Raw genomic sequence first — 19,702 nt, 5'->3', positions numbered from 1 at the left:
ACCTGCCATCTTTCAACCAGCTTTTTCTTTCAGACGTGTCGTGCGCCCCACCGTTCGGTCGCGAGCAACAGCTGATGGGCGAGCACGAGAACGATGACGGTGAGGACGATCAACGCGCCCTCGAGGACCGTCGTGAGGAGTCCGAGCGAGACGATCAACGTGGTCGCACAGGCCGGGGGATGGCGGGTATCCGTCGCCAGCATTCCGCCCGCGGTGAGCGTCGTCGCGAACACGCCGCTTGCTGCGAGGCGGAGGCCTTCTATCGACCCCGGTTCCGTCGTCCCCGCCATCGTGATTCCGCCGGCGAGCAGGTGGTAAGCGAGGAGCCCGGCGACGACGCCGATGACGTGGCCGCCGATCACGCGCCGCGGCGAGGTCGCGTCGCTCTTCTGGAACAGTGCCAGCACGAACGCCGTTGGACCGAGACTCGGAAACAACATCGGGAACCCTGACAGCCACGCCATCCCCGCTGTGGTCATGATGAGGAGTCCGGTGTGGAGCGTGCTCCCGAGCTGATCGTCCATCCTGCTCGAGCGTTCGGACTCGAGGTAAAAACGTGATCGGTTTCGGCCGTCTCGAGCGCCGATCGGAGCGAAGAGCGAGTGTCGATCGGGGCGAAGAGCGAGTGTCGATCGAGGCGGAGAGTGAGGCGAAGCGTCGTCCTCAGGGAAGGCCCGCGCCGTCATCGGCGATCGTGCGGACCGCAATCACGGAACGACTGTCACCGGAACCGTCGCCCGTCGAGTCACCTGTTCTGCGATGCTGCCGAGCAACACTCTCGAGACGCCCGACCGGCCCTTGCTTCCCATGATGATGCCGTCGACGCCTTCCTCCTCGGCGTACTCGAGGATGGCGTCGCCGGCCGTTCCATCGACGACCGCCGTCTCGAGATCAGCGTCGTACTCTTCGGCGAGTCGCTTCGCTTCGTCGAACACCTCTGGTTCGGCATCGGTTCCCGCGATCGCGGGCGGTTGACCGGCGTAGCCGGCCGCGAGGTCGTCGACCGCGTGAAGGACGGTGATCTCCGCGTCGGGAAAGTGCTCGAGGGCGTACTCGAGGGCCGCGCGAGCGGGATCGGAGTCGTCGACGGGGACCAAGAGATGATGTGTCATACCACGGGGTTCGTGCCCGACCCGGGAAAATTCTCCGGAGTTTGCAGCTGCGCCTCGGAGACGCGGCACATCCCTACGCACTTTTCGGAGAAACGCTTAGGAGTCGGAACTCAAACGTTGGGCTCCCGAACTAGACGTTCTCGATACGTATCACCGACTCACAGAAATGTGGGTAACTGGCGGCGAAACACGATCGGATTACTCGAGAGAGCCTCGAGGCCGTCCGTCGGTGGGCCGACTACATTCACGATACCTCTCGACGTATGGGGCCACAGCAGAACGCAGTTGTGGACTCTCAACTCGTGAGTGACAAATAAACTGAACTTTTACCTGAACACGAGCATCACGTACGGAATGTCATACGGCAGTAGCCGAAAAACGGTAGTGAGCTACACCGGATCGTCGACCTCGAGGGCCGCCCGCAACTGTTTGCGCTCCTCTCGAAGCGCCTCGAGTTCGTCCCCAATCCGTCCGTCCGCTAGTCGCCTGCGTTCGTCGGGAGTGAGCTGAACGACCGCCTGGGCCGCCGTTTGCAGGCGACCGTAGTCGGGGTCGCGGGTGAGGAGCCGGACGTCTCGCAACAGCGCGACTGTCTCTTCGTCGGCGATCCGGTCGACGAACGGTCGATACTCCCGCGTTCGGCGCTGGAGGACCCCCGCGGGTCCGGGCGGCCACTCGAGGGTCAACGGCTCGGCGTCGATGCCGTCGAGATAGGTCTGCTGGGTCGCCACCTGCCGTTTGAGCTCGTCCGCGTCGTCGACGTAGTGAGAGAGCTTCGACCGGGAGTAGTTCGCGTACTCGAGGAGTTCGTCGATCGTATACTCGCCCGCGGAATTGGTGGTGACGTAGGACTCGAGATCCGCGGGCGGTTGTTCGTACCCGACGAAGGGGTACCAGCGCGTCCGATCGAGGAAGGCGAAAATCTCCCGTGCGGAGGCCTCGCTTCGGTACGCCTCGAAGGCCTCGCGGAACGCATCGTTGTAGACCTCGATGGGCTCGCGGAGTTGCTCGACCGGCGCGTCGAGGTCGGCGTTCGAAAGCTCGAGCAGCCGCTCGTTTTCCTCGAGTTCGTCTTCGATCTCTCGCAGGCGTTTGCTCGCGTTCGTTCGGGCCGATCTGACCGCCTCGCGAGCGGCCTGGCGTTCGTCGATCAGCTCCGCGTACTGCTTGGCGGGCTTGAGTTTGGCTTCTGCCTTTTCGAAATCGGACTCGCTTAGGCGGCGTTTATCGATCGCGTCCAGCGACGCCTCGAAGGCTTCTCGTCCCTTTAGATCGTCCGAGAGCCCTTCCACGAGTGAATCGAACTTTCCCTCGAGTTCGACGTAGGCCTTGAAGTTCTCCTTTCCCGTTCCCGTCGCGCGGTCGACGTAGGACTCCAGGAGGTCGGTCGCATCCCGGTACGCTTGGGCGGCGTCCTCGACCGCCTCTCCGCCGTCGCCGCCCTGCGTTTCGATCTGTTGTTGTGCCCGTTCGAGCCGGTCTCGGGCCGCCTCGAGCGCCTCGAGTGCGTCGGATTCTGTGCGATGAACGGATTCGCTCATTGTCTGGGTCCGTTGAGTTCGCGTTGTTTAGTTAGCTGGCCGAATTATTCGTACACTTCGTCCGGTTCGAACACCTTCTCGCCGACGTTCTCGCCCTCAATCGTGCGGTAGAAACACGACCGATGGCCCGTGTGACACGCGCCGCCCTCCTGGTCGACCAGATAGAGCAACGTATCGGCATCACAATCGACCCGCACGGCGTCGACCTGCTGGGTGTGGCCGCTTGTCTTGCCCTTCTGCCACAACTCGTCGCGGCTTCTCGAGTAGTAGTGAGCTACCCCCGTCTCTCGCGTCCGCTCGAGGGCCTCCGGAGACACGTATGCGAGCATCAACACCTCGCCAGTCTCGGCGTCCTGAGCTACGGCCGGAACCAGCCCGTCGTCGCCAAAATCGACCTCGATGCCGTCGTCCATACTCGAGTGGAAGTCCGCCGGGGGCGATAGGTCTTTTGCTGAACTCTCCGTTGTGGGAACGGACGGGTTTCGGTTGGACCGGTAGTGGTTCTCGAGCAAATCTCGATGGCAGCTGTTATTTTCCTCGCAAACGGTGACGAGTCGCTCGAGTGGCCCGTGTTTCAATCCCGTTCTGGGTTTTCTCCCTGTTGCGACCGATCTGCCAGGGAATCCACAAGGGCGGCAAGATGAAGTTTCAATCCCGTTCTGGGTTTTCTCCCTGTTGCGACATGACATACTACCTAACTGATGGCGCGCATGCCTTCCTGTTTCAATCCCGTTCTGGGTTTTCTCCCTGTTGCGACTTTTCAAGGGGGGTCTAACCGCAAGACGGCAGGCCGAAGTTTCAATCCCGTTCTGGGTTTTCTCCCTGTTGCGACGTCCGCGTCGTCGATGTTGTGGAGTTCGCAGTTGCACGTGTTTCAATCCCGTTCTGGGTTTTCTCCCTGTTGCGACGCTCGATAACGACGCGGACCCCGTTTCGCTTCGGATGGTTTCAATCCCGTTCTGGGTTTTCTCCCTGTTGCGACTAGCCGTCTGGCGGCCGCCGAAGCCCGTCATGCTTGTTTCAATCCCGTTCTGGGTTTTCTCCCTGTTGCGACCTGGACTCATCGTTTACTCTCAAGGTTCATTTGTAGTTTCAATCCCGTTCTGGGTTTTCTCCCTGTTGCGACCTCGACGCCACACCGATCGGCGAGCCGAACACGCCGGTTTCAATCCCGTTCTGGGTTTTCTCCCTGTTGCGACCGAGGCGCTCACGCTCACGATCAACGAGTGGTACGAGCGGTTTCAATCCCGTTCTGGGTTTTCTCCCTGTTGCGACTCCTCGTGTAACTCGTCTGAGTCTGACTCAATGAGGTTTCAATCCCGTTCTGGGTTTTCTCCCTGTTGCGACACTGAAATAGACCCCGGCGAGAGCAAATCTATCATCGTTTCAATCCCGTTCTGGGTTTTCTCCCTGTTGCGACGTGGCGAACCTCCAGGATGGCCCGTCGACGGTCGTCCTGTTTCAATCCCGTTCTGGGTTTTCTCCCTGTTGCGACTTCCGCGGATGGTTCGGGTCGAGAATCCGCTCGATGTTTCAATCCCGTTCTGGGTTTTCTCCCTGTTGCGACGGCGACGATCCCGACGACCCGTTTGACGATATCGAGTTTCAATCCCGTTCTGGGTTTTCTCCCTGTTGCGACACAGCACCTCGAGCGGCGGCTTCGCCGATTTCCTCAACCAGTTTCAATCCCGTTCTGGGTTTTCTCCCTGTTGCGACCCATTATTCTTTTTCAAGGATGTAATCGTACGAAACGCGTTTCAATCCCGTTCTGGGTTTTCTCCCTGTTGCGACGGAATGTTTCGCACCATATCAACACAATCCGTTGCAGTTTCAATCCCGTTCTGGGTTTTCTCCCTGTTGCGACCGGTGTGAAAGTGAAGCGCCGGGTTGGAAGGATCATGGTTTGCCTTGTTGAACGCAAGACTGCGTTGGGGTGGTGTTGACGATCTGCCGTTCCACACCGTTTGAGACGAGTTTTTGACCGCAGGAGATGCAATCGCTGTCAGTATCGACGCTTGCTGAAGGGTCAGAACTATGGTATATAGCGTCCTTGCTTCGGTGACGACGGCGATGCCTCTCCCGGATACATCCGGAGAAGGGGAGCAGGCGGCGAGCCCTTAACTCGCCGCCTGCGTCAGGTTATGGACGATGCACTTCCGAGTCAGCTCCCGGAACTGGCCGTGCCAGCTCCGGGAGCGGAGCTTCTCGCCGTCGTCTTCCTTCAACTGCGAGAAGCCTGTTTCACTCATCCAGCGCTGGTTGTAGTCCTCGTTCATCCGGGCGTTGTGCGCCTTCTGTAACGGTGTCTGCTCTCTGTGCTTGATCAACGGTCGCGTTGAGTTGGAGCGACACTCCTCTCGGAGGTCGCTCCATGAGTAGTTCGCGTCAGCAGACAGTACGCGCAGGTCTTCCGCGTTTCGCCGGAAGACCTGCATCCCGATATGGCCATCCCACGCTTTCTGGGTCGTGTAGTGAACGTCCTTGATCGCTAATGAGTTTACGTCGATCAAGATCGTCGTCTTCAGCGACCGGTACGAGAAGCCTGCACGGTCGCGGTAATGATGGCTGGTTTGATCACGTTGGAAGCCACTCGCGTCAATCGCTGCTTCACCGCTCCAACCCGCCTGCTCCGCGCTTCGGCGGAGCAGGCGGCGAAGTTCACGCATTCGGTACTGTTGTTCCCATCGAGAGAGCGAGCTGTAGTGCGGTGCCTCGTCGAGATCGAACACAGCAAGAACAGCGGGCATCTCGTTGAGGTAGTCTTCAGTTTCACGGAGGCTCTTCTCCAGTTCTACTCGGAACAGAATCAACGCGATCTGTGTCCACTCGGCGTACCCGTCCGCGCCGTCCGGCGCGGCGGGTACGTCCGGATCATCAACGTGCTGTTTGGCAAGGTCTCGACACATCCGTGCTAGCCGTCTGAGCGATGCCATATCGCCAGACGGCGTCCATTTCAGGGAGAATGTGTCGGAATCTTCCTGTGAGAGCGTCCGAGGTTGCCGTCAATCGGCGGCAAAACAAGGCATCATGGTTTCAATCCCGTTCTGGGTTTTCTCCCTGTTGCGACTCGAGGTCGCCGACGAACGTTACGCCGACGGACATCGGTTTCAATCCCGTTCTGGGTTTTCTCCCTGTTGCGACCGAACTCGACCGACTCGACGTCGTCGGACATTATCGGTTTCAATCCCGTTCTGGGTTTTCTCCCTGTTGCGACTCGACGAGTTCGTCGCCCGTCTCTCGAAGGTCGTCGAAGTTTCAATCCCGTTCTGGGTTTTCTCCCTGTTGCGACCGTTTCCGCCTTCGTCACGTAGATCGAGGTCGGACGTTTCAATCCCGTTCTGGGTTTTCTCCCTGTTGCGACCTGACCCGGCCGCGCAGGTGACCTGGCCCCAGATGTTTCAATCCCGTTCTGGGTTTTCTCCCTGTTGCGACATAAGATCCTCTTTCGAGGAATCGCCGTAAATTTCCGTTTCAATCCCGTTCTGGGTTTTCTCCCTGTTGCGACAACGCCGTTAAGCCGCCTCCGTGCTTACGATCAACGTTTCAATCCCGTTCTGGGTTTTCTCCCTGTTGCGACTTGCGAGGAATGCGGGGACAAGTTCGACCCCGCAAGCCTGTTTCAATCCCGTTCTGGGTTTTCTCCCTGTTGCGACGCTTCGCCAGCGGACGGATCAGCTTCGGGAACACCGCGTTTCAATCCCGTTCTGGGTTTTCTCCCTGTTGCGACACGACCGCCGAGGATGGCGGTGTGCCGTGGGTCTAGTTTCAATCCCGTTCTGGGTTTTCTCCCTGTTGCGACGTTCGTAAGCGCGTCGAGGACGTTTAGCGCCTCAAAGAAGTTTCAATCCCGTTCTGGGTTTTCTCCCTGTTGCGACTCCTCTTAAACGAACTCGAGAATTCCGCTGGCGACATGTTTCAATCCCGTTCTGGGTTTTCTCCCTGTTGCGACCGATCTGGAGCTGTTGCGTTGTTGTCGTTGTTCGCTGTTTCAATCCCGTTCTGGGTTTTCTCCCTGTTGCGACCATCGCCCCGAGGGGAGCTGTAATCCCGGCGGTCATCGGTTTCAATCCCGTTCTGGGTTTTCTCCCTGTTGCGACATCACGTGAAAGTGCGGACGATGCTGGAGTTCGTTTCGGTTTCAATCCCGTTCTGGGTTTTCTCCCTGTTGCGACATCACGTGAAAGTGCGGACGATGCTGGAGTTCGTTTCGGTTTCAATCCCGTTCTGGGTTTTCTCCCTGTTGCGACCGTCGGTTGATTCCTGTTTCTGCCGCTTACCGGAACCGTTTCAATCCCGTTCTGGGTTTTCTCCCTGTTGCGACTCACCTAATTGATTGATACCGCGTAAGACGAACACACGTTTCAATCCCGTTCTGGGTTTTCTCCCTGTTGCGACAACCCTGGTAAATGGGCCCGTAAAGGCCGGTGAAAAGTTTCAATCCCGTTCTGGGTTTTCTCCCTGTTGCGACTCCTTCCCGGCCACATGAAGGATACGATTCAGGGCCGTTTCAATCCCGTTCTGGGTTTTCTCCCTGTTGCGACGATCGTCGCGTCGTCAACGTGGTCGGTGACATCCTGTTTCAATCCCGTTCTGGGTTTTCTCCCTGTTGCGACTTTAATCACTTGCCGGTCAATGGGTGCATATGAGTAGTTTCAATCCCGTTCTGGGTTTTCTCCCTGTTGCGACAGCGAATTGTAAACATGGTTCTCGGACATTATATATGTTTCAATCCCGTTCTGGGTTTTCTCCCTGTTGCGACATACCGATGCAGTCAGTGCAAGACAGTGTACAGCCAGTTTCAATCCCGTTCTGGGTTTTCTCCCTGTTGCGACCGCCCTGTTCTTCCTCACTCGCGGTTACTTCAGACCGTTTCAATCCCGTTCTGGGTTTTCTCCCTGTTGCGACTCTTTATGATGGAACAGCGGTGGGCGTTCAAACGCGAGTTTCAATCCCGTTCTGGGTTTTCTCCCTGTTGCGACGCGCAGGTGACTCACGGTGACGGCGAAGCGACCACTGTTTCAATCCCGTTCTGGGTTTTCTCCCTGTTGCGACCTAATGGAGCGATTAGGTGGTTTGCTGTGAGCCGCCGTTTCAATCCCGTTCTGGGTTTTCTCCCTGTTGCGACACTCGAGATACTGATCGATCGGAGAGCCCCAGCCGCGTTTCAATCCCGTTCTGGGTTTTCTCCCTGTTGCGACCCGGTCTCTGCGTCCATCTCTTTCCGCCATTGGAGTTGTTTCAATCCCGTTCTGGGTTTTCTCCCTGTTGCGACACGGAAGTTTTCCGGATGAACGCGCCTGCGGATCGCGGTTTCAATCCCGTTCTGGGTTTTCTCCCTGTTGCGACAATCGCGTTACTGGTTATCATGGATTCCGGTGCGGTTTCAATCCCGTTCTGGGTTTTCTCCCTGTTGCGACAAGGCCTTCAGTGGCGTGACCTTGCGGGTCTAAATCGTTTCAATCCCGTTCTGGGTTTTCTCCCTGTTGCGACCCTCGCCAACGACCTTGTTCGCTCTGTAGCTTCGGTTGTTTCAATCCCGTTCTGGGTTTTCTCCCTGTTGCGACGCGTACTCGTCGACGGTGATCCGAGTCACGAGTCGTGTTTCAATCCCGTTCTGGGTTTTCTCCCTGTTGCGACTCGTGGGCAAACGTCACGTCCGGGAGGTCCGCGGTTTCAATCCCGTTCTGGGTTTTCTCCCTGTTGCGACATGGTTTGAGCGGCATCAGGGCGATAATATTCCCGTGTTTCAATCCCGTTCTGGGTTTTCTCCCTGTTGCGACTCGAATGTGGTCGTCCATGTCGTCATTCACGACCTCTTGTTTCAATCCCGTTCTGGGTTTTCTCCCTGTTGCGACACTACAATTTACAATACCAATGCCAACATCAAAAAGTTTCAATCCCGTTCTGGGTTTTCTCCCTGTTGCGACGTGCCGCCTTCGAACGTCCACGTCTGCTTGTTATCCTGTTTCAATCCCGTTCTGGGTTTTCTCCCTGTTGCGACCCTCTAAGACTTCCCGAGGCTCAGTCATCGCCCGGTTTCAATCCCGTTCTGGGTTTTCTCCCTGTTGCGACCGTAGCGCCATCGGCCAGGTACTCAATCTTGACCTCGGTTTCAATCCCGTTCTGGGTTTTCTCCCTGTTGCGACGGTCACAAATTCATGGGCGGGGTGCAACACGCAGAGGTTTCAATCCCGTTCTGGGTTTTCTCCCTGTTGCGACGACGCATCTGGCGGTAACGTGGCTGTCACGCTCCGTTTCAATCCCGTTCTGGGTTTTCTCCCTGTTGCGACGTCCTCGAGGCCCGTGAGGCGATGCTCGATGGATAGGTTTCAATCCCGTTCTGGGTTTTCTCCCTGTTGCGACCCCCGCCATCCGGGCAGATGATATCACAGTGGGTGGTTTCAATCCCGTTCTGGGTTTTCTCCCTGTTGCGACCGGGGTGACAGTCTCAAACGATTATCGTTCCACTTTGTTTCAATCCCGTTCTGGGTTTTCTCCCTGTTGCGACAGCGGGCTTAGGTTCTGTTATTCGCGTTGTGAACAGGTTTCAATCCCGTTCTGGGTTTTCTCCCTGTTGCGACCGTTCGCCGTCGATTCCGGCACGCCCATTTCTGCGGCGTTTCAATCCCGTTCTGGGTTTTCTCCCTGTTGCGACAGATAGAGACGTTCTCTCTTTAGACATCTACAGTAAGTTTCAATCCCGTTCTGGGTTTTCTCCCTGTTGCGACGGTTATTTTCCCCGGCCTGATCGAAGGCCACGGAAGTTTCAATCCCGTTCTGGGTTTTCTCCCTGTTGCGACTTCGTCGACGGACGACGATCACGACCAGAGCACCGTGTTTCAATCCCGTTCTGGGTTTTCTCCCTGTTGCGACGAGACGTTCACCTCGGGTTCGAGGTCTATCTCTTCGAGTTTCAATCCCGTTCTGGGTTTTCTCCCTGTTGCGACCCAAGGAACGGTTCACCGCCCGCTCCGAACGCGTCAGTTTCAATCCCGTTCTGGGTTTTCTCCCTGTTGCGACTCTCCGTTGTCTTCGCGTTGTGACGTACTCATCGCTGTTTCAATCCCGTTCTGGGTTTTCTCCCTGTTGCGACTTGGGCGAGCTTGTACTCCCGGTTTTCCTCCTGCTGTTTCAATCCCGTTCTGGGTTTTCTCCCTGTTGCGACCACACGACTCAGTGATGGATCTGATAGATCTTGGCCGTTTCAATCCCGTTCTGGGTTTTCTCCCTGTTGCGACCGGGGGAGGCCTACTACGTAGGCCCCCCCTAACAAGTTTCAATCCCGTTCTGGGTTTTCTCCCTGTTGCGACACGCTCGTCTTCCGATTTGATCACGTCCCCGGCCACGTTTCAATCCCGTTCTGGGTTTTCTCCCTGTTGCGACCTCTACAAGTTCGCTAAGGATACGGTCAGGGAGAAGTTTCAATCCCGTTCTGGGTTTTCTCCCTGTTGCGACCCCTCGATTTCGTCGAGTTCATACGGCCCGTTCTGCGCGTTTCAATCCCGTTCTGGGTTTTCTCCCTGTTGCGACACCTTGCACTTCAGAACGCGGCGGTTGTGCTTGGTGTTTCAATCCCGTTCTGGGTTTTCTCCCTGTTGCGACTTCGTTGATAACCTTTCGATGTCGTTCAACCACTCCGGTTTCAATCCCGTTCTGGGTTTTCTCCCTGTTGCGACGCCCGGTGCACGGTTCCGAGTCCGGCCAGCGTCCTCAGTTTCAATCCCGTTCTGGGTTTTCTCCCTGTTGCGACAGGGGGTTCAAATACGTGGATGTTCGCTAAAAAGCTTCCTCATCAGTTGAATTTCATGGTGCCGTTCATCGACCCCTGCTATACAGACTGTTTATATGGGTCGATGAAACAGCACCTCAAACAGATCCTCTTGATGCCAGATAGAGTTGCCCGCCGAGTGTGATTTCGACGTGTTTTGTTCGGTCTTCAGTCCACGACGTAACCAGACTCTCGTCCTCGAGCTGATTCACGTGTCTTCCAATCGTACTTTTTGCTTGATCACCTTGCTGTTTAAGCACTGGTATTGTCGTAGCGTCGTCGGCCTGGTCAATTGATTCGAGTGTGCCAACGGCTCCTTTCGAGATGTTCGTTGGAATAGTTGGTAGTTCCCACTCTCGAACCTGCCCATCGATGTCACTGTATCCAAGAATCTCGGCAATATTGTGTCCGTGCGCGACAGTTGCGATCGTCAGTGGAACGAGCACATCTCGAGCACCACCACCGAAATTAACGATAACAGATCCATCTGCAGCCCGGAGGACATCGCTGCACGTCATCACCGCAGCTGCGAAGTTCTCGTGTGGTATTCGAGTAACGTGTACTGTGATTCCTGGTTCGATTTCTTGCAATAGTTGTTCGACATCTGCGATTGCTTCGGACGCACGATCATCGTCTGTTTGATGTTCGGGCCGAAGTAACACGACTTCGTCATCAGGGCCGACTTCCTGATTGAGTATCGTCCGTGTGACACTGGTCGTGTTAAACCCGATAGGAGAGACGAACGTTTGCATTGGAGGGTGTTATTCGTCTCTTTCTTATAACGTTGCACGATTTTGCAATCATCATATTCTAATTCCGTTTTATATATGCCGTGACATTTATGGTGAGTGTCTCGAGTGTACTATTTGCAACCGTATGGAACAACAACCCCACTCCGCTTCTCGCCTTCGCCGAATCACCATTCGGCTACGGCCCGACAAGCGGTTCAGTGTGCCGTTGTCGGATGGCTATTCGGTTTACAGCGCCTTACTGAGCGCGCTCGAGTCAGCAGACGAAGATGTAAGCGCGCACGTACACGATTCGCCGATTGGAAGTCTCCACAACGGCGGTCTTCAGGGCTCATTTGGGAGTAGTGATCGGTCGCATCACAAACTTGCCCTACCGAACGAGGAATACGAACTCTCGCTCGGAATTACTGACCGAGCGGACGAGGACATTTTCCAGGCCCTCGTTTCGTCGCTCGTGCTTACGGGTGAAATAATCGAATTAACGAACGGAACGCTTCGTGTGGAGTCGTTCGAAAGCGAGAACGCGAGCCACGAGACGTTACTCGAACGGGCGGATAAAGCCGATAGCCCAAACCTCCGCTTTGATTTCCGTACAGCAACTTGTCTCGAGGAGGCAGGGTCGGTCACGACGATGTTCCCCGTTCGGACGGCTATCTTCTCGAGCCTACTTGGAAAGTGGAACCGGACTGCTCCCGAGGAACTCGAGTTGGATATCAGTCGAGATGCGCTCGCCTCGTCGGTGATCGAAAAACCGGATGACTCGAGCTATCGAACGCACAGTGTGCTGGTCAACCGCGTCGAAGGCGACGACGGAAACCCACAGCCAATCTTCAGACAGGGATTCTCTGGCCGATGTACGTACGCGTTTAAAGATGCCAGTGAGAGCGTCGAAAACGCAGTGACGGCGCTTGCGCTCTTTGCGGAGTATTCGGGGGTTGGGAGTGCTGTCGCTCGAGGGTGTGGTGATGTTGCTGTGGAGGTGAACGATTGATGAATCCTGAAGCCGCTCGAGATGCTCACGAAACGATCGTCGGAAGTACAGACCTGTACTCAAACATTATCGATGCAGCCGGTAAGTACGACGCAAAAGTGGATTCTTCGGCAAATTCTTCGTTAGCTGCACACATCTTGAACGCAGTTACGATCGGCGTGAACGCGTTCGTGTACGAAGCAGTTGGCCCGGGGGAGGATCTGTACGCGGATTACGAGGAAGAACTTCGCGTGCTCGCTTCTGCGCTTGCACTCCACGATACGGACAAGTTCGTCCGTGAGGCCTACGGTGCAGATATCGAGGGTAATAGTGCGGCGGCTTTCGAGTTGTATTTCGATCCAGAGCCGACCGAAGATGGAGAACCACGGGAGGGCGATCCATTTAGGATCGAAGAATTCCTTGGAGAGGGCTATCGCGACGACCTCCAATATCTCGTTCAGCGGACCGAAACGACCGAAAATAGTACCGAAACTCGAGCGACTGATACGTCGTTCAACGGACTCGAACGATATTGCCGTATTGGAGATAGTACCGCCTCAGTTGCACTTAGAGATGGTACTGATGGAGTGTACGATCAACTTTGTACGCTGATGGGACAAGACGATGTCCACCGAGTGGAGTTCACTCAACTCGAGCAACCAATTCTAAACGATACGCTTCTTGGCGCAACAAAGGAAGCTATTGCCGGCGAGACAGGCAACGATACGTACGGCGTTATCGTTGGTAGTTCGTCAAATACTGTTGTTTATCTAGGCAACCTCATCGATCGTTCGTATCTCAAAGATATTGTTGAGGAACGAGCGCCTGAACTAATCGGGACTGAGTTCGAGTTCGATTGTAAACTCAACTGGAACTCTTTTGATTATGATGTTTTAGCAGAGGTCAATATTCCTATTGAAGAAAAAGAGCAAAAAATCGCTGATGCATTTCGTGATCTCCTCGAGCGTGGATCTGCGGGGGTAGAGCCCTTTGAACATATTCCTGAGGAATTCGATCCTTATTTCCCAATTTTAGCAAAGGCAGTCTATATTGATGGATACTCAGAATTTGAGGATCCGGACGTACAAAACGCATATGACCGAATTGAGGACGAACAGGGCGTTCAGAAGGTCAAACTTCATTTTGTTGCGTATCTCGTCCAACAGTATGACGAACACGTTGATTTCCTTGAAACGTTTTCAGCGGCCGTTCGTCCTGAGTTGCACGACGATCTTGAGCCGGAATCCGATGCAATAGGGGCCGTTGTTGATCGGTTCTTCGATGGTCGAATTGCACCGGATCTCGGGTCGAAAGATGAGATGTGTTTCCTCTGTGGTGCAGAAACGGATACAAAGTACCAAAAGGGGCTTAGCGGGGTCTACCGGACTCAGGAATATTCTCGTCGTGTTCCACCACACGCGAAGTACAAGTCAATTTGTGAGGTGTGCAACCTAGAGTACGCACTTCTTTCTCACGTCTGTGAGCAACACGATGTCAGTACGAACAACGCACTCGAGGTTGCGTACTTTTACTTCGATGATTTCCTCGGCGATGTTCGAGTACGGAGTAATCGCGTCGGAAATATTGTCCAAGGGGATAGCGATGAATTAGATGATCCTGAAGTAAAGTCTGAGCTGGTGAAACCCCAGTACTTCCTCCAGCCGCTTTACGTGCTGGATGAAAATCATCGAATGGCAGTCGTCCGCCAGGTGATGGAAGCAGCCCAAGAATCTGGGATGAAGGTGGTCATCGGAAGGCCGTTTACGCGCTTTGAAAGCGCGAATACGGTCTTTACGGACGAGGAGGCCACCCGACCACAAGAACTCCTCGGGCTGGATGAAGCAGAGCGATTCGGTCCGCTCCCTGATTTTGTTGAGGGAGACCGATCGGAATCGCATCTCCAACGTTCGCTCCAGTTATTCAAAATCATGAGTATGGTCGGGCAGGATGCGAATATGACCAACTCATATCTTCACCTCGACCGCGACACGTTCCACAGCATTGCAAATTTCGCAGTTGTCAATCATGATAACGCGATCAGACTTCCGGATCTTCGGGAGTACTTCGAAACGTATCATCAAGATGCACTTATGGACATGAAAACCGTCGCCGAACGGGGAATTGACCTGTTTGGCCAACAATATGACAGCAAGTATAAGAAAACGAAAGTATTCCGTGAGGCACTCGATGCATTCCTTAGCGGAAAGAATCAGCAGATGGACGACGACCAACTTGTCGACTACGTTGAAAGTCAGGTGTATGCTGCTGCAGACCGCGAAGACTACGCCGGACATGCAACGCCGGAGCAAGCAGCGGTGTTCGTTGAGGCGATCCGTTCCTACCTCATCGAGAACAATCTCTATGACCTGAAAAAACTCTCCGATTGGGAAGACGCGCTCGTTAACTCGTACTATTACGCATACGATCAAGCACTTCAGAACTACTAATGACACTCGAATATCCAGACACAGGCCTCGTCGAATCGTTCGGTATCTACCGAAAACGCAAACCGTCCGTCACGCTCATCGTCAAGAGGGATATAACCGAACCGACACTCTTCCGTAATTCGAATCACGACCGTGCGGAAACGCAGGAGTTCGGCGACAAACTCCATGCACAGGTAAACGGTGAGAAATTTACCAGCAAAGAACGGCTCACCGGATTGTCTCTGCTTCGTAGTCTAGATGAGGAGTTCGTCCACGAAGAGTACGCGTATAACGAACCGGAAACGCTCGAGAAATCCCTCAACGTTGGAACGCTCACATATGGGTTAGCTGGTACCGGCGATCAGGACTTTGCTATCAAATCCCGAGTTGTGGAGGGGTACACGTATACGACTGAGGAGTACGATCTAATGAATAAGGAAACTCGTAACGCCGTCTACGAGTCAGGAACGATGCGGGATGCTGACGGAGACCAATCTGAGGCGCTTTTCGACTTCGTGAAAGTTCAACCGGGGAACGACCTTGTTCACTTTATCACACTCGAGGCAGCGACTGGACCAATGTTGCTGTACACCCTTCATAATATCCTCAACACGGGTAAGTACGGGGCTCGAGAGACGCGAACAGGGCGAAATGTTCGGAACGAAATCCTGGGCGTCATTCTCGGCGATCACGACACCTCACTATCGACGGGCGAACTTCTGATGGAATACCACGATGAGGGTGACGAATTGCCAGACAGCGTTGGAGAATACGTTGCAGATGTTCGTCGTACTGATTGGGAAGTTTACGGTTCCTTCGAGAGTGCCGAAGATGTTCCTGAGTGGTTCGAGCGGGTTCGATCAGTCGCTTCGCGAGAAGCCGAAGATGCCGACGATGTGATGTGCGAAGAGTTTGCAGACCTTATGGAGGACGCTAAAAGCGAACTTCTGGACGATGATTGAGCAGACGTTTGAGGCAACGCTGTATGCACCGCTCTTCTACTCCAGTTCGGAGGGGCGTGCGATCCGAACGCAACCGACGCTCTCAGCCACTGCACTCATGCATGCTCTTGGCTATCGATACTTCGGAATGGAAAAACGATACGCGGAATTTGGGGATGAAGCGACATCTCCCGACTACTCTCACCTCGAGGAAGCTCCGTTCTTCGTTACGGATATGCGGCCGGTCGCCGTCCAAACCGATGAACGGACGTTCCGGAGTACGGATTACCGGTCAGAACGGCATTTCACTACGAACGACACAGAGATTGCAAATCAAGTTGCTGGTACGAAGTCAGTGCCTGCGATTCTCGAGAACTCGGGAGCGGCATATCAGACAATGCGAAACTACGTCGGACTGTCCCCCGGCTCGACGTTCGAATTTACTGTCTGGGGTGAAGAAGAACTTCCTCGACGCCCGTTCTTTCGAATGGGAATCAAGCAGACTGGTGAAATCCGGGCACAAACTTCGGAACTGGATACACTCGTCCTGAATAAGTATCTCCTCTCCGAAGTCTACGATCTATCTGATGAAATCCTTGCAGCGTTGTTAGAGCATAGTGACTCTTTCAGGCGAGGAAATGATCCACGGTTACAGCACTTCGTTGGTGCTAATCCCGACTTTGTTAGGGAACGTGTTCTCCCTGAGGTGCTCGGATGAGTCGTTTTCAAGTGGATAGTGCAGCTCTTGCAACAGAACCTCCAGAACCTGCCCTCGAGGAACAAGGGTTTGATTATGCAAGGGCGTTCCAGAACCGTGTCGTTGAATGGATTCGTGAGGGTACCGAACCTGTCGCTGCCGTTCACGCTCCGACTGGTGCAGGGAAGACGGCGACGTTTTACGAGCTTATCGATTCGCGTGATATGACGCTGCTTGTCTACCCTACAAATGCGCTTATGCGCCAGCAACGCGAGCGATTTGAAGCGGATGAAATCGATGTTTGTATTCTAAACGGGAATACATTAGATGGACATGGACACGAGCGGACTGAAAACCTAATTCGGTACGTGAACAAGTTTGCTGCTGATCACGAAGTCGTTCTTACTAATCCAGATATTCTACAAGCGGCGATTCAGGACATGTACCGTGGGGGTGATGCGATGCGGTTTTTCAATAAATTCGATGCAATAGTCTACGACGAGTTCCATTTCTACGATGCACTCGCTGCGAGTGGCCTTTTGCTCCAAACGAAAATACTCGAGGAGCGACACAGTGATCCGAAAATCCTTCTCGCATCAGCGACGCCAAACGATGACTTCGTGGATTTCTTGCGGAAACGAGTTGGTCTCGAAATCTGTGATATTGATGCGGAATACGTCGAAAATGGTGACCAATTTCGCCAGTCGGTCGACGTCGTTCGTCATGAGGAACGAAATATTCTCGAGCAGCGTGACGAGATCGCAACGGTGCTTCGAGAGAAGGTCGAGTCAGCTGGGGAGTACGATCAACCGCATGCTGTCGTCGTGTTCAATAGTGCGAAAGACAGCAATGACTTCCATCAGTTCTTACACGACGAGTATCCAACTGTCTTCGAACATACTGCCAAGGACAATGGATTCGATACGAACGATGAAGCCGTCGACCTTGACGAGGAGAGCTTCTATATCCTCAACACGACGAGCAAGGGAGAGGTCGGGCTTGATTACGATATAACGACGCAGTACATGGAAAGTCCACCTGATGCGAGCGCATTTCTTCAGCGCTTCGGCCGTGCTGGCCGCGAATCTGAGGCGACAGTTCACCTGTACGGGCTTGGACAGGGTCCATGGGGTGCCAGTGTTGATTTTCCGACGTTCGCTGCCCAGATCCACGAGGGACTTGAGTCATCCGAGATGGATCACGAGTGGCTCGGTAATCTCGTCGGATTTCGAGCTGCCTACGCGATTGCTTCACGCGAGGATGATTACGGATGGTTCAACGAGGAACTGCGAGAGGATTTCGAAGCAAACATCGAACAGTATGATCGCTGGCGCGGGTTTATCGCAACTGTTGAAAGTGAGATTGAAGAAATAAAGGACGGACTCGGCCCTGGAAAGTACCAGCAGAACAGTGAAGCAGCGAAACTACTTCGGTTTACCCGACACTGCTTTCAGACATTCCGTGGGCTTCGTGGTCGATCTCTGTCAGCATCGATCAAATATCCGCGCGGAGACCAACTTGGCGTGACAACGTACGATCTCACGACAACACTTCGACACTACGATATCGACCGGGTGGAAGACGATGATGTTCTCGTTTTGAAACCATCTGCTGGTGATGTCCTCTCAGCGGTGACTGCACGACTACCAGAATACGAGACAGAACCGACACGATACGACAAACCGACGAGCGAGATCGAGGACCTCCTCCAAACGAAGATTCGTCGCCGAATCAATCAGATGGACTTGGAAGACGAGTTCGAACTTGACATTGGCATCTTACATCAATTCTATCGAATGATTCGGATCGTCAATGCCGTCGTCCCTCGCCGAATCACTACCGCGGAGTACGAAACAGAAGTCGAGACTAGCGATATTGGACCACCAAAAATCGATGTTTACCAGCGTCAGGTATGACTGTGGAACTAATTAATGTCTCCGACCTGAACCAGTTTGCGTACTGTCCACGCCGGTATTGGTATCTCCATTTCTATGATACACAAGGGCGGAACTACGAACGAATCGAGGGGAAGACGACACACGAGAATCAGTCGACTCGTGGGGACTGGTTAAACGAACTCTACCTCGAGTCCGAAGAACTGGGCCTCAAAGGAAAGATCGACGTTCTCGATCTCGAGGAAGACCGTGCTGTTCCTGTCGAACGAAAAAGAGCCGAAAGTGGGGATTACTACAAAAGCGACGAAGTACAGCTCGCAGGATACTGCATGCTCCTCGAAGATCATCTCGACGAGCCGGTTCGAGAAGGAGCAATATATCTCTACGAAACGGATCAGCGAATGCACATTCCAATTACGGAAGACCATCGAGCGGAAGTTCACGAACAGATTAGCGCAATTCAGTCAATGTCGGTCGATTCGATACCCTCCTTCACTGATAACCCAGACAAGTGCGAGGCGTGTTCGGCTCGAGAGTACTGTATGCCTGCAGAAACGGCTCGTCTCGAGCCCGAAAAAGCGGTCGGAACCGGCTGGGAGGACAACCTATGAAGGCTTCCGAGGGAATGTACGACGAGGCGGTATTGTTCGTCACGAAACAAGGGTCGCAGGTCCAGGTCGATGGTGGCCGAATCGTTATCTGGGATGTCGACGGCGACGACGGACAGCTCGCCTCGAGACCGATCGAGAAGGTCGATACGATCAACGTTTTCGGCGGCGTGAACTTTTCGACGCCGTTCGTCGCCACGGCAAACGAACACGGCATCGTACTGAATTATTTCACACAACACGGAAAGTACCGTGGGAGCTTCGTTCCTGAGAGAAACACGATTGCGGAGGTTCGACGCGCACAGTACGCACTTTCAGACGAGGAAGAACTCGAGATCGCTAAAGCGGTGATCGCTGGGAAGATTCGTAATGCACGAACCCTGCTCTCTCGAAAGGGAGTCCGTGGTACGGAAGTGTTGAAAGATCTCGGAGTCCGTGCCGGAAAGGCGACGACGAAAGACGGCCTCCGCGGAACGGAGGGTGAAGCGGCGGAGCGATACTTTTCTCGACTCGACGAGACGTTAACTGACGGATGGACGTTCGAAAAGCGAACGAAGCGTCCGCCGGAGGACCACATCAACTCCCTTCTTTCGTTGACGTACGTCTTCATGAAAAACGAGGTTCTGGCGGCGTTGCGCCAGTATAATCTCGATCCGTTTTTGGGCGTGTTACACGCAGATCGTCACGGACGGCCTTCGCTCGCACTCGATCTTCAGGAAGAATTCCGGCCGATCTTTTGCGATGCGCTGGTCACCCGGTTAGTTAACCGTGGTGTCATCACGCATAACGATTTTCGGGACGATAACCGGCTGAACGATGATGCGTTCAAGACATATTTGTCAAAGTTCGACGACTACATGAACGAGGAGTTCACGCACCCCTACTTCGAATACACCGTTACTCGTCGGAAAGCCATCCGTCAGCAGGCCATCCTCCTTCGAAAGTCGATTACCGGTGAGCTTGACGACTACCATGCGCTTACATTCGATCACTAA

Annotated in this window: 14 protein-coding genes and 2 CRISPR repeat arrays; of the genes, 8 read left to right on the top strand and 6 right to left on the bottom strand. The window is 54.3% G+C overall.

The genetic code is table 11. The features are described from left to right. Nucleotides 1-29 precede the first annotated feature (29 nt). Together ACYQ14_RS09450 and ACYQ14_RS09445 are read right to left on the bottom strand one after the other, a co-directional pair. The gene (locus tag ACYQ14_RS09450; protein ID WP_283836709.1) at nt 30-524 is read right to left on the bottom strand and encodes an HPP family protein; all 495 of its coding nucleotides are present in this window, start codon (nt 522-524) and stop codon (nt 30-32) included. A 183-nt stretch (nt 525-707) separates the two neighbouring features. Beyond that, entirely contained in the window at nt 708-1,112 is a 405-nt protein-coding gene (locus ACYQ14_RS09445) for a universal stress protein (protein ID WP_459887401.1), read from the bottom strand. A gap of 176 nt (nt 1,113-1,288) precedes the next feature. Here ACYQ14_RS09445 and ACYQ14_RS22085 point away from each other — a divergent pair, with 176 nt between their 5' ends. Then, nucleotides 1,289-1,429: a DUF8150 family protein gene (locus tag ACYQ14_RS22085; RefSeq protein WP_488193333.1), complete on the top strand. Its 141-nt coding sequence runs from the start codon at nt 1,289-1,291 to the stop codon at nt 1,427-1,429. A 72-nt stretch (nt 1,430-1,501) separates the two neighbouring features. Here ACYQ14_RS22085 and ACYQ14_RS09440 read toward each other — a convergent pair whose 3' ends face one another. The 4 genes from ACYQ14_RS09440 to csa3 all read right to left on the bottom strand — a co-directional run bounded on the left by ACYQ14_RS09440 (nt 1,502) and on the right by csa3 (nt 11,173). Then, on the bottom strand, nt 1,502-2,653 hold the full coding sequence (locus ACYQ14_RS09440) for a DUF7118 family protein (protein WP_459887399.1): 1,152 nt from the start codon (nt 2,651-2,653) through the stop codon (nt 1,502-1,504). Between the two features lie 44 nt (nt 2,654-2,697). Beyond that, nucleotides 2,698-3,066 (bottom strand): phosphoribosyl-AMP cyclohydrolase, encoded by a 369-nt coding sequence (hisI, locus tag ACYQ14_RS09435; RefSeq protein WP_459887397.1) that lies wholly within the window; start codon nt 3,064-3,066, stop codon nt 2,698-2,700. A 158-nt stretch (nt 3,067-3,224) separates the two neighbouring features. Then, nucleotides 3,225-4,517: a CRISPR direct-repeat array (repeat unit 37 nt; unit sequence GTTTCAATCCCGTTCTGGGTTTTCTCCCTGTTGCGAC). A 253-nt stretch (nt 4,518-4,770) separates the two neighbouring features. Beyond that, on the bottom strand, nt 4,771-5,586 hold the full coding sequence (locus tag ACYQ14_RS09430; protein ID WP_459887395.1) for an IS5 family transposase: 816 nt from the start codon (nt 5,584-5,586) through the stop codon (nt 4,771-4,773). A gap of 96 nt (nt 5,587-5,682) precedes the next feature. Beyond that, nucleotides 5,683-10,403: direct repeats of the CRISPR family, unit length 37 nt; unit sequence GTTTCAATCCCGTTCTGGGTTTTCTCCCTGTTGCGAC. Nucleotides 10,404-10,519: 116 nt separating this feature from the next. Then, a complete protein-coding gene (csa3, locus tag ACYQ14_RS09425) occupies nt 10,520-11,173 on the bottom strand; it encodes a CRISPR-associated CARF protein Csa3 (protein WP_459887393.1) in 654 nt (217 codons plus the stop codon). Nucleotides 11,174-11,372: 199 nt separating this feature from the next. Here csa3 and cas6 point away from each other — a divergent pair, with 199 nt between their 5' ends. From cas6 to cas1, 7 genes are read left to right on the top strand one after another with little or no spacing between them, the layout of a single operon-like run. Continuing rightward, nucleotides 11,373-12,161, top strand: a complete 789-nt coding sequence (gene cas6 / locus ACYQ14_RS09420; protein WP_459887391.1) for a CRISPR system precrRNA processing endoribonuclease RAMP protein Cas6 — start codon at nt 11,373-11,375, stop codon at nt 12,159-12,161. After that, nucleotides 12,161-14,587: a hypothetical protein gene (locus ACYQ14_RS09415; protein ID WP_459887389.1), complete on the top strand. Its 2,427-nt coding sequence runs from the start codon at nt 12,161-12,163 to the stop codon at nt 14,585-14,587. Before cas6 ends, ACYQ14_RS09415 begins: the two co-directional genes overlap by 1 nt. After that, nucleotides 14,587-15,528: a type I-D CRISPR-associated protein Cas7/Csc2 gene (gene cas7d, locus ACYQ14_RS09410; RefSeq protein WP_459887387.1), complete on the top strand. Its 942-nt coding sequence runs from the start codon at nt 14,587-14,589 to the stop codon at nt 15,526-15,528. Before ACYQ14_RS09415 ends, cas7d begins: the two co-directional genes overlap by 1 nt. Then, entirely contained in the window at nt 15,521-16,225 is a 705-nt protein-coding gene (locus ACYQ14_RS09405; RefSeq protein ID WP_459887385.1) for a hypothetical protein, read from the top strand. Before cas7d ends, ACYQ14_RS09405 begins: the two co-directional genes overlap by 8 nt. Next, nucleotides 16,222-18,120 carry a type I-D CRISPR-associated helicase Cas3' gene (gene cas3, locus ACYQ14_RS09400; RefSeq protein ID WP_459887384.1) on the top strand — a complete coding sequence of 633 codons (1,899 nt, stop codon included), beginning with the start codon at nt 16,222-16,224 and terminating at the stop codon, nt 18,118-18,120. The genes ACYQ14_RS09405 and cas3 overlap by 4 nt, the downstream gene beginning before the upstream one ends. Beyond that, nucleotides 18,117-18,710 (top strand): CRISPR-associated protein Cas4, encoded by a 594-nt coding sequence (gene cas4 / locus ACYQ14_RS09395; protein ID WP_459887382.1) that lies wholly within the window; start codon nt 18,117-18,119, stop codon nt 18,708-18,710. The genes cas3 and cas4 overlap by 4 nt, the downstream gene beginning before the upstream one ends. Further along, nucleotides 18,707-19,702, top strand: a complete 996-nt coding sequence (gene cas1 / locus ACYQ14_RS09390; protein WP_459887380.1) for a CRISPR-associated endonuclease Cas1 — start codon at nt 18,707-18,709, stop codon at nt 19,700-19,702. The genes cas4 and cas1 overlap by 4 nt, the downstream gene beginning before the upstream one ends.

This window comes from Halostagnicola bangensis, from assembly GCF_054653435.1.
The sequence above is the reverse complement of the archived record's forward strand: the minus strand, read 5'-3'. Positions and strand labels throughout refer to the sequence as shown.